A 21,245-nucleotide genomic window follows, 5' to 3' on the forward strand; every position below is an offset into this window, starting at 1 on the left:
GTTGTCAATGCATTATGACATGTCGGATAATCTAAAGCATTGTTTTACCCTTCTATATTACGTCACTGTCAGTCATCATTCAAGGAATTGATATATTCCTGATAGCGGCGATGGATCGTTGCTTTCGAGGCGTGATACCCCAGTCCATTTAAAACCGATGTAATTTCTTGAAATGTTAATTGATTCTGACGAAGCCGTACAATCTCTTTAATTGGAATCTCAGCACGTTCTCTTCCGGGAGACTGATCAATATGATTTAAATTTTCCTGCGGATTATATCCATTAGATACAGCTCTGCGCATGCCCCGTTTTATTTTCATATTATGTAATTTGCGCTGATGTTCTTCTACTATACCGACAATGTTCAGGACCATCGAGTCAGACTCATTCAATTCGAGTTCCCCTTCATGCGTTACGGTATAAATCGGTATATTCATTTTTCGCAGTTGATGAAATAAAGCAATTTTTGTATTTCCTCTTCCCAGCCTCGTTTCATCCTGAATACAAAGACAGTCAGCTTCTTGACGGGAAAAATAATCAAGAAGCTTAAATATACCATCTCTATCGATATCATAGCTGCTGGCTTTTTCCTGTATGCAGTCAATGACAGTGAAATGTAACTTTTCAGCGAAGGCTGTTAATTCTTCGTATTGTCTTTCCAGTGATGTTTCCTGTGTTTTTTTATCTGTACTCACCCGGCAGTAAATAATCGTTCGCAATATCTTTTCCTCCAATAGTCAACCGTTCTTGTCCAAATTCCGGGTTATCCTGTTATGTTGTTTCGCTTTCGTTACAAATTTTATTCAATCCTTATAAAATAAGCAAGGAAATAAGTCATCCTGTTCCAAAATCTAAGCAGTCGTCACCATCATTACATATAAAAATAACAAAGCTACAATAAAAGATATAATATAAAACGCATCAGACTTCATTAGTTTTTCAAACATTTTAAAACTCCCCTTCAGTTATTTTATAAATCTCCGGAACAGCTGTTCTAAAAATAGTATATAAAGAACAACTGTTCTTGTCAACAATTTTTAGAACGTTTGTTTGTAAAAGACAGAAATACATGCTATACTTGTAAATAACAAATACCTATGCTAGAGGGGAGAAAATCATGACAAAACTATCAAAAAGACAGCAGATGATTTTTAACTTTATTAAAGATGAAGTAGAACAAAAAGGCTATCCGCCTTCCGTACGTGAAATTGCAGTAGCTGTCGAATTAGCTTCAAGTTCTACTGTTCATGGTCATTTAGAGAGATTAGAAAATAAAGGGTATATTCGCAGAGACCCGACGAAACCCCGTGCTATTGAAATTATATACGGCAATGAGAATGAAGCGCCCAGAGATAAAGCCATTTATATACCTGTGATTGGTAAAGTAACAGCAGGCATTCCTATTACTGCAATTGAAAATATTGAGGAATACATTCCTGTTCCCAGCTCTTCAGCCGGACCGGATGATAATCTGTTTGTACTTATTATCGACGGGGAAAGCATGATTGAGGCAGGCATCCTGGATAATGATATGGTTATTGTTAAACAGCAAAATTCTGCGGATAACGGGGATATTGTTGTAGCTATGACAGAAGATGATGAAGCTACTGTCAAACGATTTTTTAAAGAAAAGAACCGTTTCCGTCTGCAGCCTGAAAATCCGACAATGGAACCTCTCTATTATGAAAACGTAACGATTCTTGGTAAAGTTATCGGACTGTATCGTAATATACATTAATCCAAACGATACAGCTCTCTGAGTATCCCGAGGGATATATAGACAGCTGTACAACGAAATATTTATGAATTAAAAAAGTTAACAGTCACATTCGTGTAAATGTACCTGTTAACTTTTTAAACATATATGATGCACACGCTTCATATGCTTGTATTAAAGACAAGCTTAAGGAGTGTATTGCCTTGCCTGACATCATAAAAAAAAGATGGATTTATATTCCGATTATCCTCATTGCCTTTGTATGTGGTCTTATTTATTTAACGAAAGTTGCAGATTATTTAACCCTTCCTTTTCTGTCCATGCTTTTACTCATTCTCACATTTTTAGAAGTCCATCCGGACAAAAATTATTTTTCCAGGAAAAATATCATTAAAATATTTTCTGCTTTGTTGCTTGTCGGGCTTGCAGCATGGTACCAAATTGCAGTTTTCATTCTTGGATAATTCAATTTGATGGCACCACAGTATATTCCCTTCATAACATCGCATCATGAATTTATGCCGTTGTTTTGGCATTCGCAACTCTGTAACTGTATATAACAAAAGACATCTCTCTTCACCAGGGCAATATTACACCCTATTAAAGAAAAATGTCTTATGATGAACAAACCATTTATTTATCGTCCTAAAAAGGAATGTATCTGCTTTTATATACCGGATTGTAAATATTGTATAAGTAATATAAATCCTGTTACACATCGGGTTTAGTACCCACTAACTCACCTTATGCTCCAGCCTTAATCTGTCAGCCACCATCGCAATGAATTCGCTATTTGTAGGTTTAGCTTTGGAGATATTGATGGTGTAACCAAATAAAGCAGATATAGAATCAACGTTGCCTCTGCTCCAGGCAACCTCTATGGCATGGCGAATCGCTCTTTCAACACGTGAAGCAGTTGTGCTGAACTTTTTAGCGATATCCGGGTAAAGTACTTTTGTAATGGAGCCTAACAACTCGATATCGTTATAAACCATTGTAATTGCTTCTCTTAAGTACATGTATCCTTTAATATGCGCAGGTACGCCGATTTCATGAATTATATTGGTTATATTAGCTTCCAAATCCTGTTTCTTTTTATCATCTACATTTGTTTTCGTTATATTAGATACTCTTGGCGCAGTGAATCCCCGTACTTGAAGAATTTGATCAGCCAAGTTCTGTATATCAAATGGTTTCAGAATAAAATAAGAAGCACCTAAGTCCACTGCTTTTTTCATGACCTCTTCCTGGCCAAAAGCCGTCAGCATAATAACGTGTGGTTTTTTAGTTAAGTTCATTTTTTTAATTTCATTTAATACCGCAATACCATCCATGTGCGGCATAATAATATCTAATACCAAAACATCTGGTGTTTTTTCCTCGATTAATGTGATGCAATCCTTGCCATTTAATGCGGTTCCGACAACCTCTATTTCATTCTGCTGTCCAAAAAAGTCCTCCATTAATTGAATTAACTCACGGTTATCATCTACAAAACATACTGAAATTTTACTCACTAAAAAATCCTCCCTTTTGCTTTTTATGCGCTTATTACTTATTCTACAAATAATAAGAATATCCTCTTAAAAATCAAAATAAATTTGATTTATTTCGATTTTCTTTCACATTCTCTTTTATTCTCCGTTTTTCAACATCTTTCGACATCTTGTTCAAGACATCATTGTATCCGTTTTCATTATAACAGATATATATGTATTTTTTTCAAGAAATTTAAAAAACATTCCTTATAAAAAAGCGAACCGGTTTCTTTTCCGAAATATATAATACAAAACCTGTGACAGCCATTTGCCTTCGCCGCCACAGGTTTTGTATTGTCTTTTTATGCCGCAACTTCATTATCATTATCCGGTTCGATAATATCGGCATCTTCCAGCATCCATTCAATGTGAACACCATAACCGGAAGTGGGATCATTAACAAATACATGGGTTACAGCGCCAATAATTTTGTCATTTTGAATAATGGGACTTCCGCTCATTCCTTGAACAATTCCGCCTGTTACTTCTAACAAGCGCGGATCTGTAATTTGAATAACCATTCCTTTTGTGGAAGCTGATTTCTGAGGAACACTGCTGATAATTTCAACCTCGAATTCTTCAATTTTTTCTCCATCTACAACCGTTAAAATTTTTGCAGGACCTTCTTTTACTTCATGAGATAATGCCACTGGAAAGGATTCTTCATATTTTTCATGATTGACTCCTTTCTCCAGTTTTCCAAATATCCCAAAGTCTGTGTTTTTTGTTATATTACCGATTCGCTTTTCCTGGGTTTGAAAAGATGCCTGCTTCTCGCCTGGCAGCCCATTATCCCCTTTTTCAATGGAGGTCACGGATGAGTGAATAATTGACCCTTGTTTAATGTCAATCGGTTTCTTCGTATCCATATCGGAAATAACATGACCTAAAGCACCATATTTTCCTGATTTCGGTTCATAAAATGTCATCGTTCCAATACCTGCTGCTGTATCCCTGATATATAAACCAATTTTGTAGGCTTTTTCTTTTTTATCAAAAACAGGCTGTAAGTTGGTTTCCATAAATTTATCTCCACGCTTCAGCTTGACTTGCAGCGCTTTGTTTTCTTTACCGCTATGATCTACAATTGGTTTGATATCGGTCATATGGTTAATTTTTTGTCCGTTAATTTCTACAATTGTATCACCGACATTTATTTTGGCGGCTTCCCCCGGTGATTTTGTTCCTTCTGACTCTTTCACTTTATGATGTCCAACCACCAGCACACCTTTTGTTTCTAATTGAACGCCAATTGACTGTCCTCCCGGGATTATTCTGACATCCTCGAGGTCTTGATACTGCTTGTCACTATTTTCGTTATTGGTACGTTCTCCTTTATTGAAAAAAGGAAGGATGGGATGATCTTGAAATACTTCTTTATATCCCTGCATGGAAGTTTCTGCGTGGATAAAGGAAGGGGAAATAAAAAATAACATAAAAACAAGTGATAAAAGCGGGCTAATGAGATATATCCACTTGTTCTTGCCTGGTCTCTGCATGAATCGACTCCTCCTCTTACAAAAAATATGATCTTTCTGTACCTATACTTTTTGCAGTTGGAGGGCAGTTTAAACTGGAACAACCTATGTGATATGTGTATCTTTTCCTCTAAAAAATAGAGAAACGAATGTATAGTGTATTGTTCCTCGGATGCAAACAGACACGCTATTGACGGAATTTGTAAGTATAGGAAAAAGAAAAAACCGGTACTTATATTGTCCGGTTTTTTCAGGTTTTTATCCCTTTAATTTGATTTTTTAAAACGATCTGCCAACGCTAACATTTCCTTCGCATGTTCTATCGCGGTATCTGTCAGTTTTGTTCCTGTAACCATTCGGCTTAATTCTTCAATAAGTTCTGTATCATTTAATTCAACAACAGAAGTAAAAGTGCGGTTTTCTTTTTCTTGTTTTTGGATAAATTTATGTGTGTCTGCCATGGCGGCAACTTGGGGAAGGTGGGTGATACATAGAACTTGTGAATCCAGTGAGACTTCATGAATTTTTTCAGCAATCGCCTGTGCAACTCTTCCGCTGACACCTGTATCCACTTCATCAAAAATAACACTCGTAATACCTTGATGCTTTGAAAAAATTTTCTTTAAAGCAAGCATGATTCTGGATAATTCTCCGCCTGAAGCTATTTTTGTCAGATCTTTTAAAGGTTCGCCGACGTTGGTGGAAATACGAAATAATATTTTATCATAACCGTTTGATTTCAGCTTTCGTTGTGTTGAATCCTCAAAATCGATGGAAAAGGTCGTTTTTTCCAAATAGAGATCTTTCAATTCCCGGTGAATATCTTCTGTTAATTTATCAGCAGCCTGCTTTCGCAAATGATGAAGCTGATCTGCCTCTAATAAAGCATCTTTTTCCAGCTCATCAATTTCAGTGACCAGTGTATTTAAATGCGTTTCTCGGTTTGAAATCTGTTCAATCTCTTCTTCCACCCGGCCTAAATAGTCTGTCATCTCTTCCACTGTGGAACCGTATTTCCGTTTTAATCTGTTCAATTCATCCATTCGCTGCTCAATCTCATTGAGTCTTTCCGGGTTATATTGCAACTGGTCAAGATAATTCCGGATATCATAAGAGCTTTCTTCCAGCATATAATAATGATTGGAGATTGCATCTGCTTTTTCAGCAATAAAGGGATCCAAATCAGCCGCATCCTGTAAAGACCGCTGTGCATGATTGATTAAATCCAATCCGCGTTGTTCGCCATATAAAGAATAATAAGCGTCAGAAAGCGACTGGTGTATTTTTTCATAGTTGGCTAACTGGTTCCGTTCTTCTTCTAAATCCTTATCTTCATTGGGTACAAGCTGTGCTTCCGTTAATTCTTGCTGTTGAAATTGAAGCAAATCCAGGCGCTGCGCCATCTCTTGTTCATTATCATTCAGATCACGATACTTCTTTTTTAACTTTTCCAGCCGCTCATAAATATTCCGATATTCCTTTTTAGCTTCTTTCATCTCGTCTCCAAGATAAAGGTCTAAAAAGTCAATATGCTGCTCATTATCCATCAGTGATTGGGTCTCATGCTGGCTATGGATATCAATCAATGTTTTTCCAAATTCGCGAAGAATTGCCAGTGTCACTAATTTACTGTTCACTCGGCAGATGCTTTTTCCGGATGAGGTTATCGTCCGTCCCAGCACAATTTGCTCGTCATTGATTTCAATCCCGTATGCTTTTCCGACCTGATAAATAGGATGATTTTCGTGATCGATGAAAAAAAGTCCTTCAATCTCTGCTTTTTTCGATTCATGTCGAACAAAGTCAACCGACCCTCTTGCGCCGGCCAATAATTGGATCGCATCAATGATAATTGATTTTCCTGCCCCGGTTTCCCCGGTTAACACCGTTAATCCTTCTTGAAAATTCAGGGACAGTTCCTCAATAATTGCAAAGTTTTTTATAGATAATTCCGTTAACATGCTGCTCCCCCCGACTAAATAATTTTGAACATCCTCTTAAAGCATTCCAATTAATCGATTTTTAATATCTTCCGCATGTTCCGGCGTTCTGCATATAATTAAGCAAGTATCATCTCCGCAGATGGTTCCCATAATCTCTTCCCAGTCCAGATTATCGATTAGGACGCCAACTGCATGCGCATTACCGGGGAGTGTTTTTAAAATAATAAAATGACTTGCATTTTCGATTTTGACAAACGTATCCACAATCAGGCGCTGCAGTTTCTGTAATGGATTAAACCGCTGGTCTGCCGGTAAGCTGTACTTATACTGGCCCGTATTTGTCGGCACCTTTACCAATTGCAATTCTTTAATATCTCGTGAAACAGTAGCCTGTGTCACGTTATAGTCGAGATTTTTCAATGAATCAACCAGTTCATCCTGTGTTTCAATAATATTTTCTGTAATTAATTCACGAATTTTTATATGGCGCTGTATTTTACTCATTTACAAACCCTCCTTTATCATCATGCCGCCAAATCTATTCGATTAATGCCAATGCCTGCTGTGCTTCCGCCACAACCTTTTCTAAAACAATATCTTTGGGCGTCTCTTTATTTGCCCATTTGAAATGCGCCAAAAATTCAATATTGCCTTCTGTTCCTTTGATAGGTGAATAAGTAATATCCATTAAGTCGAAGGAAGCGTCCTTAGCGTAATGTATGACTTTTTCCAAAACCTCTAAATGAATTGCTGCGTCTCTTACAATTCCTTTTTCCCCCACCTGTTCTCTGAGGGCTTCAAATTGAGGTTTTATTAAGGCAATGACATCATTTTGTTCCTGGAGTAATGTCGCAAGAACAGGAAAAATATGTTTTAACGAAATAAAAGACACATCGATTGAAGCTGCTTCAGGACAGCCGGCGTACAACAAATCCGATGTCACATGCCTGAAGTTTGTCCGTTCCATGCTGATAACCCTGGAATCGTTACGGAGCTTCCAGTCCAATTGATTATAGCCAACATCAATCGCATAGCATTTTTTAGCACCATTTTTTAAAGCACAGTCTGTAAAGCCGCCTGTTGATGAACCGATATCCATAAAGATTTTATCTGCTACACTCACCGGAAATGTTTGAAGTGCTTTTTCAAGCTTATAACCGCCCCGTCCTACATATTTTAAACGCTTGTCTTTGATTCGGAGCGGTTTTTCAACAGGGATAAGGATTCCGGGTTTATCCATGCGTTCTTCTTCGGAATAAACCAATCCGGCCATGCAAGCACGTTTGGCACTTTCTAAATCTTCCACCAGTTCCCGTTCCACCAATAGCTCAGCAATTTTTTTCTTTTTTTTCATAAACCTGTTCCTTTACCTGTTTAGTGGTCTCTTTCACTAAAGTAATCCGTTAACGCTCTTAACAGCGAATCTTCAGCATCCGCTAATTTTAAGTTTTCATATGCTTTTTGGACATATTCTTCTTTTTGAGCAATTGCGCCTTCCAGTCCTAATAATTTCGGATAAGTGCTTTTTTCATTCAATTCATCACTTCCGACAGGTTTACCCAATTTGTCTTCTTCCCCGGAAACGTCGAGAATATCATCCTGCACTTGAAAAATAAGACCTAAATAATGCGCGTACTTCTCTAAATAATGTAACTGATCCGCTGTGGCATCCGCTAAATATGCTCCTGCAAAAATCGCAAATCGAATCAGCTCACCTGTTTTCAACGTATGGATCTCTTCCATTACTTCTAATGAAACAGATTGCTTTTCCGCTTCCATATCAAGAATTTGTCCGCCGACCATTCCTTTTGGTCCGCTGCAAGCCGTTAAAGCTCTTGTGAGCGTTACTTTTTGATCCGAAGTGAGAAGTGGATCACTTAAAATCAGCTCAAAGCTGTAGGTGAGCAATGCATCTCCGGCAAGAATCGCTGTTGCCTCATCGAACTTTTTATGGTTGGTCAACATTCCGCGGCGGTAATCATCATCGTCCATCGCTGGCAAATCATCATGAATGAGCGAGTAGGTATGTATCATCTCCAGAGCAATAGCAGATGACATCGCTTTTTGTACATCCTCCCCATACACTTCATAGCTTGCAAATAATAAAATCGGACGCAACCTTTTTCCCCCTGCATCTAAAGAATAGAGCATCGACGATTTCAGGTTTTCCGGTATATCGAGCTTATCAAAGCAGCTTGTATATGCTTTTTGCAGTTCTTCCCGGTAATAATCTAAATAAGCTTGCAATCGTTCATGCATCTTACTTTTCCTCCTCTACATCAAATGACTCCAGTTCACCCTGCTCGTTTAAAATGGAAACCATCTTTTCCTGTACGTTAGTTAACTTTTCATTGCAAAGCTTAGAGAGTTTCATTCCATCATGATAGTACTCGATAGCCTGTTCCAGCGGCACATCGCCTTCTTCCAGTTTTTTTACGATGACTTCCAGCTTTTCCATAGCCTGCTCAAACGTTAATTCATCATAATTCTTCTCTTCCGCCACTTTGATCTGCCTCCTCTATCTTCTGTACTTTTGTTTGTACATATCCGTCTTGCAATTGCACATCCATCGGTGCACCCTCGCTCACATCATTTACCGACTTGACCACCTTGCCATCCTGATCGTAGCTGATTCCATATCCACGGGCCATGATAGCGAGTGGATTAACCAATGTTAATTTATTAATAGAAGCTTGCAAATCGCTTTCTGATTTGGTGAGCCGCTGTTTCATGGATTTATTTAAATCGGACAGCAGGGTATTATTTTTTTCAGAAGCTATTTTGATTTCCTGCTCTGGATGCTGTGTATCCAGTCTCTGTTTTAAATGGGTATAAGAAATACGTTTCTGTTCCATTTTTCTCTTCAACGATTTGTTTAACGTATCCAACATATTATCCAATTCTTGTTCTTTTTGAGCAAGTAACTGTTTCGGGTATTTTAATGCATAGGTTTGGCTTAAAGATTCCAAACGGTTTTGATGCATCTGGATACCTGAGCGCATATATTGAGTGAGTCGCTGTTTCAAGTACGACACTTTATCCAACTGCTCTTTTTGTGAAGGAACAGCTAACTCGGCCGCTCCTGTCGGTGTCGGTGCCCGTAGATCAGATACAAAATCGGCAATCGTTGTATCCGTTTCGTGTCCCACCGCAGAAATGACAGGAATCTCTGATGTATAAATTGCTCGTGCTACTGCTTCTTCATTAAAGCTCCACAATTCTTCAATAGAACCCCCGCCGCGGCCGACGATTAATACATCATATTCATTCGGAAAAGCATTTGCGTACTGTATTTTTTTAACAATCGAACCTGCAGCTTGCGGTCCTTGAACAGAAACCGGTAAAACTGTAATGCTCACAGAAGGCGACCTTCTTTCAATCGTTGTCACAATATCGCGTACAGCGGCTCCTGTGGGTGATGTAATAACGCCGACATGATTGGGATAAACGGGAATTTCCTTTTTCTGACCAGCATCAAATAAGCCTTCTGTTTGCAATTTTTCTTTTAATTGCTCAAAAGCTTGGTACAATGCGCCGATACCGTCTGGCTCCATTTCACGAATATAGAGTTGATACTGCCCGTTTGCTTCATATACACTTACCTCTCCGCGAATCAGTACACTCATGCCATTTTCCGGGCGAAAGACAAGCTTGCTGTTATTGGAAGAAAACATCACTGCCTGAATACGGGCATTGTCATCTTTAATCGTCATATACATATGCCCGCGACTGTGATGTTTAAAGTTAGATATCTCCCCGCGCAGCCAAACTTGGCGCAGATGGGGATCTGTATCTATCTTACGCTTGACATACCTTGTCAGTGCAGTAACCGTTAAATAATTGTCTTTCACTTTTCAGCCAATCCTTTAGCTGCTTTAATGGTATTTTTTAAAAGCATCGTAATTGTCATCGGACCGACTCCGCGTGGAACAGGTGTAATATAAGCAGCTTTTTCTTTCGCACTTTCAAAATCCACGTCACCTGTCAGTTTCCCGTTTTCCATACGGTTGATACCAACATCAATGACAGCTGCACCTTCTTTTACGTAGCTTCCGTCTACAGCATTTTGTCTGCCCATTGCAACCACTAAAATATCTGCTTCAGATGCAATTTCACGAAGGTTTTTTGTACGGGAATGGCAGTATGTAACCGTCGCATTTCTCTCTAACAACAATAGTCCCATCGGTTTTCCGACAATATTGCTGCGTCCGATAATCACTGCATGTTTTCCTTCTATATCAATATCTTTCGATTCCAGCATGGTTAAAATACCAAAAGGAGTGCACGGCAAAAATGTTTCTTCTCCATTCACCAGTTTTCCAATATTAACCGGATGGAAACCATCTACATCTTTTAACGGAGAGATTGCGTGAATAACCTTCTGTTCATCGATATGATCAGGTAAAGGCAATTGTACAAGAATACCATGTACATCGTTATTATTATTTTGTTCTTCAATAATTTGTAACAGCTTTTGCTCTGATACTGATATGGGAAGTTCAATCAAATCAGATGAAATACCGGTATAATCACAGGCTTTTTCTTTCCCTCTCACATACGATTTTGAAGCAGGATCATCTCCCACTAAAATAACCGTTAAATGGGGATGGATATGCTGCTGTTCTTTTAATGCAGCGACTTCTTGTTTCATTTCTTCTTTTAATTTATCCGATAATTCTCTTCCATTCAATAATTCTGCAGTCACACTAACGCCTCCTTAAGAAATAACCTTGGATAATACACCGTTAATAAATTTACCGGATTGCTCATCTCCAAATGTATGTGCCAGCTCTATAGCTTCATTAATGGATACATTGAGAGGGATGTCATCCATGTATAATAATTCATAAACAGCTAGTCTTAAAACCGTGCGTTCTACTGCTGCAATCCGGTCAATCGACCATTTCTCAAGGTTCTCCGCTATTTTAGAATCAATCGTTTCTTTATAAGTAATGACACCTTCAATCAGCGTGGACAAGAATACATCTTGTCGTTCTTCTTCCTTCAGTGACTCCATCGCCAAACTGATTTCATCTTCATTCATATCTAATTGAAAAAGCGTCTGAAAAGCTTTTTCTCTGGCCTTATGTCGATTCATCACACGTCTCCTTCTACATTCTTTCATTTACTGTTAAAATCATAACACGTTTTCCATCTTTTTGGCTAGGATACAGTATACCCCGGTAACACAAAAATGAAAACTGATGCAGGCTTATTTTCCGTTATCCAAATAGAAAAACACAAGCTGGTTACGCCTGTGTTTTTCCGTAGCCAAGATGTATATTCATACATCTTGCTTTATATCATTATTTGAGGCATGAGTCTGTCATTTAAAGTATCTATACAATTTCCTGGTTATCCATTTGAATACCTGCAACATGCACATTTACTTCTTCAACTTGAATAGAGGTCATTGTCTGGATATTTTGCTTAATATTTGCCTGCAGCTTAGAAGCAAGTTCCGGAATCGATTTCCCAAACTGAAGGATAACATAAATATCGATAATAGCACCATTATCAATTAGTTCTACACGTACGCCCTTGCCATGTGACTTTCTGCCAAATTTTTCAGCAACACCAGTTGCAAAGCCGCCGTGCATCGATGTAACACCATGTACTTCCGTTGCAGCAAAACCTGCAATAACCTCAAGGACTTCTGGTACAATCTGTACACTGCCTAAGCTTTCATCCTCATGAATCTCTACTAATAGTTGATCGCTCATTGCCTTCACTCCTTATTTGCTATCCTCATCTTCTTTTTCTTCGATGATTGGATATTCGGTTAAGAAATTTGTGTTGAAGTCTCCTTCTTTAAACACAGGATGGCTCATGATTTGATATTGAAATGGAATGGTTGTACGAATACCTTCCACAACAAATTCTTCTAACGCGCGTTTCATCCGCTCTACTGCTTCACTTCTGGTTCCGGCATAAACAATGAGCTTCGCAATCATGGAATCATAATATGGCGGTATTCGATAACCGCTGTAAGCTCCGGAATCTACCCGGACTCCCAATCCGCCGGAAGGAAGATACATTTCGATTTCCCCTGCGGAAGGCATGAAATCTTTGTACGGATCTTCTGCATTAATACGACATTCAATAGCGTGCCCTTCAAACGTAATTTCCTCTTGCGTAAATGCAAGCTCTTCTCCGTCTGCAATCCGAATTTGCTCTTTAATTAAGTCCACTCCGGTTACCATTTCTGTGACCGGATGTTCTACTTGGATACGTGTATTCATTTCCATAAAGTAAAATGCTTCCGATTTTCTGTCAAAAATATACTCTATGGTTCCTGCTCCAACGTAATCTACTGCTTGTGCTGCTTTTACAGAAGCATCTCCCATGCGTTCCCGCAATGTTTCATTAATAGCAGGTGACGGTGATTCCTCTACCAGTTTTTGCAAACGGCGTTGAATGGAGCAATCCCGTTCTCCAAGATGTAAGACATTTCCATGTGTATCAGCCAATATCTGAATCTCCACATGCCTGAAATCTTCAATATACTTTTCAAGATAAACACCTGGATTACCAAAGGAGGTTTCCGCTTCTTTTTGTGTCAGTTCCATTCCCTTGATTAGTTCTTCTTCTGAATGGGCAACGCGGATGCCTTTACCGCCGCCCCCAGCAGTTGCTTTAATAATAACAGGGTAGCCGATTTCAAGCGCAATCTCTTTTGCGTGTTCTACCCCATCGACAATACCTTCTGAACCAGGAACAACCGGGACATCTGCAGCTTTCATTGTTTCTTTGGCAACGTCCTTAATCCCCATTTTTTGAATGGCTTCCGGCGTCGGCCCCACAAAAGTTACATTACACGCTCTGCAAATCTCTGCAAAGTCAGCATTCTCTGCTAAGAACCCGTATCCCGGATGTATCGCATCTGCCTCCGTAGAAAGAGCCACGCTCATGATATTTGTTATATTTAAATAGCTGTCTTTGCTTAATTTTGGGCCGACACAATATGCTTCATCTGCTAATTCCACATGTAAAGATTCCTCGTCCGCTTCCGAATATATAGCAACTGTTGCAATGCCCATCTCTTTACAGGCACGGATAATTCGGACAGCTATTTCTCCACGATTGGCAATTAATAGCTTTTTAATCACTTATTCCATCCCCTTACTTCTTCTTTACTCTAAATAGTGGCTGACCATATTCTACAAGCTCGCCATTCTCAACTAAAACTTCCACAATTTCACCATTGGTTTCCGCTTCAATTTCATTAAATAATTTCATCGCTTCTACAATACATACTACCGTGTCTGTACCGACAGTGCTTCCTTTCGTTACAAACGGCTCACCTTCCGGGGAAGAAGAAGTATAAAATGTTCCAACCATTGGGGAAACAATTTCATAATCATAGTCAGCTTGAGCCTGGGATGTTTCCTCTGCTTGTGCTTCTGGTTGTGCACTTGTTGCAGGTACCGCTTCTTGAACTGCCTGAGCTTGAGGTTCTGCTGCAGTTTGAGGCTGTGTTTGAACAGTAGTTGTAACAGAGCCGGTATTTTTCTTCATTGCTATCACTGCTCCATTTGCCTCATAGGAAAATTCGGTTAATGATGATTTATCGACCATTTCAATAATTTCTCTAATTTCATCTACTTGTAACATGTTGGCACTCCTCATTTCAATTAAGATCTTATTACTGTTTCAAAAAGGATTTTTTCTTACCTTCTAATATATTACGATAAAATGAACAAAAACTTCAAGTATACTGTGAACCATATTTGTTTTACACGGGCAGCTGTCATGAATAAAACGGCAGAAAAGCAAGGTTTCAGGTAACTCTATCAATGGATAATTCCTTTCACCTTGTTTACAGTATAACAGCTATTGCCTGTTCATGTCGGTCTGGAAATTTTTATATAACTCAACTTTTGCACTGTAAAAGTAACTTTCTTTCCACAAGAACAGGAATTGATTGTTTCTTCCATACAATTGTTGACTAGGATTGGAAGGTAAGGTGTAAGGTCATCGCTGCGGCGGACCGTTTTGCTTTCCTAGGGGCACGCTCTTCAGCTAACTTTTGCCAAGAAGATCACTTGGCAAAAGGGCATCTTCAGATGGTGCTGTTCCCTCGTCCAGCTACAAGCGTCAAAAACTAGACAACTTCCCGAGAGCGCCCTACGATAAGTCATCATCCGTTCGTAAACTCACGGTGATTCCTTTATCTCATAAGTGATGGAAGTTCGACCAAGGTCGAACCACTCCCAAAGATCGGGGGCGCAGTTGTTACGTTTTTAAACGACGCTTTCCGCTTTCCTTTCAGGAGTCAAAACGGTCCGCCTCCGCTAGTGGGAGGTTCTATGCATGAAATAGATGAACAAATAAAAATAGATCAGACAGAACACATTTTTCATACACAGAAAAAATGTTTCGCAATCATTTTTTCTGTGCATGAAAGATATTCTCGTTATGAGATTCATGCTCTTATGCAATGAAGCACCAGAATGATTATTTATTTAGGCTACAAAGCGATTCTTTCATCCCGCTTCATCAGGAGGTTATTTCTTCCAAACGCTGTAGCATCCTATTAGAGCGCAGGCCAACCACGTAGACTCCTAAGTGGTTTGCAGGCTAAAACCGTGACTCCTGGGGTTGCGATTACTCACCCCATTAAAACCGTTGTTGCAACGTCTGCACTAGTACGTCCTGGGACTGCGGTTACTCGCCCCATCAAAAACCGTTGTACGTCGGAAAGCGGAGGGCTTGGCCGGAGCGGTAGCTGTACACCATATCTTGTTCAAAAAATAGAAGTACGCTCTAACGAAAAGCAAGTATGATAACAGAGTTCAGTTCATGTTCATCCTGGAACAGCAAGGTTTATATGTTTATACTTCAGTAAGAAAATTACTGTGCATAAGCAAAGCCAGCAACACATAGAGCTGCCGGCTTGTTGTTTATTCTTGCGTTTCTGTGTCTTCTTCCCCTGTTTCTTCTGTTCCTTCCCCTGCTCCTTCTGTTTCCTCACCTGTTTCTTCTGCCGTCTCTTCCGCTTCGGTTGTTTCCTCCGAGCCTGCAGTTGGTTGGAAATTAACTTCTGCTTTTATATCCGTTCCAAATTCATCACGGGCCATTTGCATAATATTTGCTGCTTCTGTAACAGGCAGATCCTCTGTTTTTACATGAATATGGACTTTTTCACCATCCGTACGAACAAGAACGTCTTCATATTCTGTTGCACCTAGAAGCTGCTCTTGGAGAATGTTTTCTTTGCTGGCTAATTCCTCTAAACTGTCAATTTCCTGCAATGCTTCATCCTTTTCAGTCGGCGATGCATTTGCAGAGGCTACTACATCCGTTAGCTGGCTTTTTTTCCGGCTGCGTTCATCTTGAACTTCCATACGAATGGTTGTGAACAATTCATCACTATCTACATTCTCGATATTGTCTACTTCTACCCCTTCATCTGATTGCGTTGCAGGTACTACATCTTCTGAACTTGCTTCCTGCCCATCATCTACAAAAGCTAAATCATTCCCATTTGCTGAAAAAATGTAATAAACACTTAAAACAACCATCAAACTTAACATTGTGAGTAACCATACTGTTTGTTTTTTTAACATACATTTTACCTCCTTAATTTTTAGGCATTACTGAGATTTTATGTGAAGGGACATCTAACACTCGGGATACGGCTTCAATAACTTGACTTTTCATCGATTGACTTTCCATCCCCGCTGCAACAATGAAAACGCCTCGGATTTCCGGCTGCTTTGATTGTACAAGTAAAGGGGTTTCCTGATCTCCCTGGCGGTAAAGGACGACCTGCTCGTCATCGGTTTGATCCTCGACTGTTCTGGAACCCCCGTTTCGATCGGTCTCATCTGTTGTCTGCTGTCCCGTTGTTTTATTTTTTTCATACACTTGTTCGCTCGTTGCATCCAGATGAATCATCACTTCCGTGTCCGAAACGCCATCCATCTGGTTCAACATGCTGGACAGTTCCTCCCCTAACGCATCCTCCATTTCTTTCATATCTCCCTCTGTCGTGTCTGCAGCTGCCTCCTCGGATACTTCTATCTGTGATTCGTCATAAGGAACGGGCTGCGATTCCTCTTCCGGTTTCAAAATATTGCTGATAATGATAAACAGAATTCCCGCTAAACCTAAAATGACGATAAAACCTATTTTTTTAGATGGTTGTTTTTGTTCTTTACCGGAAGCTTGTTCCCTGTCTGTGGTCTGTTTTAAAAAGTGAGTCAGTTTATTTTTCAAAATCCCTCTCCTTCCCAATAGACCTTGATTTCTTTATCCTCAATTTCCCAAAGCTCTCTTAAACGGGCCTCCATCTCTTGTAACGACTCTTCTGCATCCGTTTCCTCCTCATTGCCCCATTCAATAACCACATCTTCAACCGTATTCATCGCTCCTTCCCCTGGTTCTGATTCTGTTATATAAACAATGACCTCTGTCAGCTCCTCGTAAGAAACGGAGTCCATTACAGAAAATTGGAAATCTATAGAGGCAATCTCTGCGTCAAATTCCTCTTTCAACGAATCTGCCGCTATCTCTTCCAATTCATTAGCCATTTGTTCTAAAATATATGCATCTTGTCCACTTTCTATTTCTTTTTTTTCTAAATCAATTTGATTTTCTATCGATGGCTGACCTTGGAGCTGATGCTCTATTTTATTCATAGAGCTTGATATAGCAGCATTTATATCGGTGTTAAACAGGTAAAAAACCGGTTGAAGCAGAATTAAAATTAAGATTAAACTAATTGCCAGCCGCACATATTTTTGCAGATGATTTGCCGGAACAAGCAAATCAATGACAGACGCCAGAATGATAAATAAGATAATCTGTGTCACCCAGTCTGTAAATATTTCGATTCTCATCAACCCCTATCGTAATAAGACGGTTAGATTACTTGCAGCAACAATAATGACAATTCCGAGAAAGAACATCAGGGACACAGCCAATAAACAAGCTAAAATAAATAAAATATACGTACTCACTGTATTTAAACATTGCACAATCGGTCCTCCGCCGAGCGGCTGTAATATCGCCGCAGCCAGCTTGTAAATAATCGCTATTACTCCGACTTTCAAAGCTGGAAAAGCAACAATAAATAAAATAATAAAGAGCCCGATCATACCGACTGCATTTTTTAGAATAAGGGATGCACTGAGAATAGTATCCGCAGCATCTGTGAACGTGCGCCCTAAAACAGGGATGAAGTTACCTGTTACAAACTTGGCTGTCTTCATTGCAACCCCGTCCTGGATCGCTGTCGCCGTACCTTGAACAGAAATCACGCCCAAGAAAATCGTTAAAAAAACACCCAGACTGCCTACAGCAACATTTCGGAATAAATTTGCCAGATGCGTTACTTTGTAATGGCTGTTTAAACTGCTGATAATAATCAACATGGCAGACAAAAATAATAAAGGTAAGACAAAAGCAGAAATAAACACCCCGCTAAAATGAATGAAAAATATAATAACCGGATGAAAAAAAGAAACGGAAATCACATTTCCAAAACTCGCCATCATCCCCAATACCAGCGGCAATAGCGCAATCATAAAATTTTGCATCGTATCAATCGCATCTTTTGTATAAGAAGTCGCCAGGTAAAAACTGTTCAGAACAATAAACAACAAGACCAAGAAAACAACAAAATAAGCAACTTTGCTGACCGTTGTCTGTTCAAAAGCGGATTGAAGCGACTGCAGTACTACGGCAAATAACGTCAGCATTAACAGCGTTCCTAAAAGCTTTCCATTAATAATCAGTTCATGCAGAAGGTAGCGCAAAAAATGCATCAGAATGTCTTGGATAGAGAAACTGTCTCCATTTTTTATCCATTCATAAATACTGATTTTTTGTAAATCAGGCAAATTATCGCCATATTCCATGACAAGCTGATCCCAGTAAGTTTGAACCTCATCCAGCGAAATCTCATCTAATAAAGCATTTTGAAGCGTTTCTTCCTCCTCTGCCGTTATCGGCTCATCCTCCGCTTGAACAACCGTTTTATTTCCTTGGATTATAAACAGGGCAATGATAAACATGCATAACATCCGGAGTAATTTGGCGAGTCCTTTAGACAATCTGGATACTCCCTTTCCTGACGATATTAGAACGTGTCAGCTTTTATTTTCTTTTGCCATTAAACATTCGGGATAAAACCGATAATTGCTTCAATTACTGCTGTGATAATAGGAACAGCCAGCAGCAGAATAAATATTTTCCCTGCTAACTCAATGTATTTCGATACCGAATTCAGTCCGGCGTCCTTGGTCAGATGTGCCCCGATTTCAGCAATATAGGAGATTCCGATTATTTTTAAAATCGTCGTCAAATAAAGCCCTTGTACATTCGCTTGATCACCCAGCCTTTGAATCGTCTCAAATATTAACTGGACTTGTTGAACAATAGAAAAAAAGATAACAATCCCCGTGATAAGTACGATTAAAAAAGCAATCGGAGCATGAACTTCTTTTAATAGGATATATAATATACTTGCTAATACACCTAAAATTGTAATCTGGAGAATATCCATAGCCAATCTCCTTAAAATAGAAATACAGACCTAATTTGCTGAAATAAATCAGAGAGCCCGTTTACCACGATGAGAAGAACAAGTATAAAACCGATTAATGTCGCAAACTGTGCAATTTCTTCCTTTCCCATTTGTTTTAAAATGGTGTGAATCAGCGCAACAATAATACCTATGCCGGCTATCTGAAACAGAATTAATGCGTCCATAAACATGTCCCTGCCCCTTCCCTTTTGCTGCAAATTTCTTTGACAAGATGTTTATATAAACAAAAGTGCTAAAAAGATACCGCATAACAAACCCAGCACATTCGACAACTTTCCATACGTCTGAAATCGTTCTGCAGCATTTTTCCATTGCTCCTCTAAATAAATATTGGTTAATTTTAAGTGTTTTTGCTGCTGTTCAATATCATGCTGGCCCAGCGTTCTCCCAAATTGAAGCAATATCTCCAGCTCACTTTTTTGCAAAGAGGATTGTCCGATTAATCGGCGGGCGCTTGCTTCCCAGATGTCATTGAAATCTTTTTCTTTATTTTCAAGTTCTGCCGCCAGCTGCTGATAGAAACCGGCAACCGGAACTGGCAGTTTATCTGCGATGATTTGAAATGCTTCTTGTAATGGAACCTGGCTATAGACCATCTCCGCCTCTAAAATCTGAAGCGATTGTAATAGAAATTGAATATGCTTGGGACGCTGTTTTAATGCCTTTCCCCATTCCCATCCAAGTGCTGTAGACATACTAATTAAAAGCAGCACGCCAATCCACTTCAATGTCACCACCTCTTCGCCCGGGGTTTATTCGCTTCCCGTCCCCGTCATAAGCACAAGTCAGTTTGCCGATACTTCGCCCCCGCCCCAAAAGTAAAAAACGTTCAAAAATGGATTCCTGCATGATTTTTCGAATGGTCGGCCGGCGGTATAAATCCGCTATATCATTTGCATGCAATGTACAAATAACCTGCACACCGGCTTGCGAAGCTTCAATTATAGCCTCTACATCCCTTTCTGTTCCGATCTCATCAACAATCAGGATATCTGGGGATAATGTGCGGATGGCCATCATCATTCCTTCTGCTTTCGGACAGGCATCCAATACATCTGTACGCATTCCGATGTCATGCTGTGGAACACCGCGGATAGAAGCAGCAATTTCAGAACGCTCATCCACAATGGTTACTTTTTTGGATCGGTTGACATCGGAGAAACTGGCTATTTGCCTGCAAATATCCCGAATCACCGTCGTTTTTCCGGATTGTGGCGCTCCGAGAATCATGGTGTGATGATACGCACCATCATAGATGTAAGGCATCAGAGCGTCGGCACACCCTCTTTTCTGCTTGGCAATACGAATATTAAAAAAAGATACCGGCTGAATCGCTTTTACTTTTTGTCCTGAGGTAATGATTCCTCCTGCAATTCCAACACGATGGCCGCCTTCAATCGTTATAAAACCATTGCGTAACTCTTCTTCCATCCGGTATAAAGAATATTCACTCAGCTGATTTAAAATGTAAACAGCTTCTTTCTTATCCGGCAACGGACCGTCCAGCCAGCAAATAGATGCGTCGAATATGAATTCTATTTTTTGGTGCATACGTACACGAATTTCCTGAAGCTGCGGCCAACGCTGACCTACAAAATGCTTTATTCTGTCTTGAAAAGTTGGTGGGAAAAGCCGCAAAATCTCATTCATCATAAAACCCCGCTTTTTTGAAGAATACAAATTAGCTTGTTTTTAAATGGTATGCTTACAAAGGCTCCAGCTTAGAAGAAGTCTGCTAAAAAAAGCGTCTTAATCATCGGATAAAGATGGAGGCTGGCCCTGCCAAAAACCATTGTAAGGACTCGTCCTATTAGAAAAGCTGAAGACACTTTGAACATTCTCTTAAAAAATATATGATTTTGAAATGAAATTATGCCCTTGGGATATTTGTTAATCGGAAGAGTAGAAATAATTGTGCGAGGAAAGAAAGGGCGGAAAACCATGAACCGCAATATATACCATTTTACAGAGCCTAAAAAAAGCAGCCTGCTTCTTTTAGCAGACCGCTTGTACCGA

At 39.5% G+C, this 21,245-nt stretch carries 24 protein-coding genes; 2 read left to right on the forward strand and 22 right to left on the reverse strand.

The annotated features are described in order from the left end of the window. Nucleotides 1–68 precede the first annotated feature (68 nt). Nucleotides 69–719: a YneB family resolvase-like protein gene (locus tag ACFQ19_RS09190; RefSeq protein WP_379591781.1), complete on the reverse strand. Its 651-nt coding sequence runs from the start codon at nt 717–719 to the stop codon at nt 69–71. A gap of 398 nt (nt 720–1,117) precedes the next feature. Between ACFQ19_RS09190 and lexA the strand changes: the two genes are divergently transcribed. After that, entirely contained in the window at nt 1,118–1,738 is a 621-nt protein-coding gene (gene lexA / locus ACFQ19_RS09195) for a transcriptional repressor LexA (RefSeq protein WP_379591782.1), read from the forward strand. Between the two features lie 182 nt (nt 1,739–1,920). Next, nucleotides 1,921–2,181, forward strand: coding sequence for a hypothetical protein (locus ACFQ19_RS09200; RefSeq protein WP_379591783.1), 261 nt, complete (start codon nt 1,921–1,923; stop codon nt 2,179–2,181). A 270-nt stretch (nt 2,182–2,451) separates the two neighbouring features. Here the strand turns inward: ACFQ19_RS09200 and spo0A are convergent, their stop codons facing one another. The 21 genes from spo0A to spoIIIAA form a co-directional block, all read right to left on the reverse strand. Further along, nucleotides 2,452–3,234 (reverse strand): sporulation transcription factor Spo0A, encoded by a 783-nt coding sequence (spo0A, locus tag ACFQ19_RS09205; RefSeq protein ID WP_379591784.1) that lies wholly within the window; start codon nt 3,232–3,234, stop codon nt 2,452–2,454. Nucleotides 3,235–3,557: 323 nt separating this feature from the next. After that, a complete protein-coding gene (gene spoIVB / locus ACFQ19_RS09210) occupies nt 3,558–4,754 on the reverse strand; it encodes a SpoIVB peptidase (protein WP_379591785.1) in 1,197 nt (398 codons plus the stop codon). A 245-nt stretch (nt 4,755–4,999) separates the two neighbouring features. Continuing rightward, nucleotides 5,000–6,694 carry a DNA repair protein RecN gene (recN, locus tag ACFQ19_RS09215; RefSeq protein ID WP_379591786.1) on the reverse strand — a complete coding sequence of 565 codons (1,695 nt, stop codon included), beginning with the start codon at nt 6,692–6,694 and terminating at the stop codon, nt 5,000–5,002. Between the two features lie 36 nt (nt 6,695–6,730). Next, a complete protein-coding gene (gene ahrC, locus ACFQ19_RS09220) occupies nt 6,731–7,180 on the reverse strand; it encodes a transcriptional regulator AhrC/ArgR (protein ID WP_379591787.1) in 450 nt (149 codons plus the stop codon). Between the two features lie 34 nt (nt 7,181–7,214). Beyond that, nucleotides 7,215–8,030 (reverse strand): TlyA family RNA methyltransferase, encoded by an 816-nt coding sequence (locus ACFQ19_RS09225; RefSeq protein WP_379591788.1) that lies wholly within the window; start codon nt 8,028–8,030, stop codon nt 7,215–7,217. Between the two features lie 20 nt (nt 8,031–8,050). Next, the gene (locus tag ACFQ19_RS09230; protein ID WP_379591789.1) at nt 8,051–8,935 is read right to left on the reverse strand and encodes a polyprenyl synthetase family protein; all 885 of its coding nucleotides are present in this window, start codon (nt 8,933–8,935) and stop codon (nt 8,051–8,053) included. A gap of 1 nt (nt 8,936) precedes the next feature. Next, entirely contained in the window at nt 8,937–9,179 is a 243-nt protein-coding gene (gene xseB / locus ACFQ19_RS09235; protein ID WP_379591790.1) for an exodeoxyribonuclease VII small subunit, read from the reverse strand. Further along, the gene (gene xseA / locus ACFQ19_RS09240; RefSeq protein ID WP_379591791.1) at nt 9,157–10,527 is read right to left on the reverse strand and encodes an exodeoxyribonuclease VII large subunit; all 1,371 of its coding nucleotides are present in this window, start codon (nt 10,525–10,527) and stop codon (nt 9,157–9,159) included. Before xseA ends, xseB begins: the two co-directional genes overlap by 23 nt. Then, entirely contained in the window at nt 10,524–11,381 is an 858-nt protein-coding gene (folD, locus tag ACFQ19_RS09245) for a bifunctional methylenetetrahydrofolate dehydrogenase/methenyltetrahydrofolate cyclohydrolase FolD (RefSeq protein ID WP_379591792.1), read from the reverse strand. The genes xseA and folD overlap by 4 nt, the downstream gene beginning before the upstream one ends. 12 nt (nt 11,382–11,393) lie before the next feature. Then, a complete protein-coding gene (nusB, locus tag ACFQ19_RS09250) occupies nt 11,394–11,774 on the reverse strand; it encodes a transcription antitermination factor NusB (protein ID WP_379591793.1) in 381 nt (126 codons plus the stop codon). A gap of 241 nt (nt 11,775–12,015) precedes the next feature. Then, nucleotides 12,016–12,399: an Asp23/Gls24 family envelope stress response protein gene (locus tag ACFQ19_RS09255; protein ID WP_379591794.1), complete on the reverse strand. Its 384-nt coding sequence runs from the start codon at nt 12,397–12,399 to the stop codon at nt 12,016–12,018. 12 nt (nt 12,400–12,411) lie between these two features. Further along, nucleotides 12,412–13,785, reverse strand: a complete 1,374-nt coding sequence (accC, locus tag ACFQ19_RS09260; RefSeq protein WP_379591795.1) for an acetyl-CoA carboxylase biotin carboxylase subunit — start codon at nt 13,783–13,785, stop codon at nt 12,412–12,414. A gap of 13 nt (nt 13,786–13,798) precedes the next feature. Next, entirely contained in the window at nt 13,799–14,290 is a 492-nt protein-coding gene (gene accB / locus ACFQ19_RS09265; RefSeq protein ID WP_379591796.1) for an acetyl-CoA carboxylase biotin carboxyl carrier protein, read from the reverse strand. A gap of 1,289 nt (nt 14,291–15,579) precedes the next feature. Then, entirely contained in the window at nt 15,580–16,245 is a 666-nt protein-coding gene (locus ACFQ19_RS09270; protein ID WP_379591797.1) for a SpoIIIAH-like family protein, read from the reverse strand. Nucleotides 16,246–16,258: 13 nt separating this feature from the next. Beyond that, nucleotides 16,259–16,897 (reverse strand): stage III sporulation protein AG, encoded by a 639-nt coding sequence (gene spoIIIAG, locus ACFQ19_RS09275; protein WP_379591798.1) that lies wholly within the window; start codon nt 16,895–16,897, stop codon nt 16,259–16,261. Continuing rightward, nucleotides 16,894–17,520 carry a stage III sporulation protein AF gene (gene spoIIIAF / locus ACFQ19_RS09280; RefSeq protein WP_379591799.1) on the reverse strand — a complete coding sequence of 209 codons (627 nt, stop codon included), beginning with the start codon at nt 17,518–17,520 and terminating at the stop codon, nt 16,894–16,896. Before spoIIIAF ends, spoIIIAG begins: the two co-directional genes overlap by 4 nt. 6 nt (nt 17,521–17,526) lie before the next feature. Next, nucleotides 17,527–18,696, reverse strand: a complete 1,170-nt coding sequence (gene spoIIIAE, locus ACFQ19_RS09285) for a stage III sporulation protein AE (protein WP_379591844.1) — start codon at nt 18,694–18,696, stop codon at nt 17,527–17,529. Between the two features lie 98 nt (nt 18,697–18,794). Continuing rightward, nucleotides 18,795–19,187, reverse strand: coding sequence for a stage III sporulation protein AD (gene spoIIIAD / locus ACFQ19_RS09290; protein WP_379591800.1), 393 nt, complete (start codon nt 19,185–19,187; stop codon nt 18,795–18,797). 11 nt (nt 19,188–19,198) lie between these two features. Beyond that, nucleotides 19,199–19,399: a stage III sporulation protein AC gene (gene spoIIIAC / locus ACFQ19_RS09295; protein ID WP_379591801.1), complete on the reverse strand. Its 201-nt coding sequence runs from the start codon at nt 19,397–19,399 to the stop codon at nt 19,199–19,201. 45 nt (nt 19,400–19,444) lie between these two features. Continuing rightward, nucleotides 19,445–19,957, reverse strand: a complete 513-nt coding sequence (gene spoIIIAB / locus ACFQ19_RS09300) for a stage III sporulation protein SpoIIIAB (RefSeq protein ID WP_379591802.1) — start codon at nt 19,955–19,957, stop codon at nt 19,445–19,447. Continuing rightward, nucleotides 19,926–20,879: a stage III sporulation protein AA gene (spoIIIAA, locus tag ACFQ19_RS09305; RefSeq protein ID WP_379591803.1), complete on the reverse strand. Its 954-nt coding sequence runs from the start codon at nt 20,877–20,879 to the stop codon at nt 19,926–19,928. The genes spoIIIAB and spoIIIAA overlap by 32 nt, the downstream gene beginning before the upstream one ends. Nucleotides 20,880–21,245 lie beyond the last annotated feature (366 nt).

Origin of the sequence: Oceanobacillus locisalsi, assembly GCF_042675985.1 — a bacterium.
Lineage (GTDB): Bacteria > Bacillota > Bacilli > Bacillales > Amphibacillaceae > Oceanobacillus > Oceanobacillus locisalsi.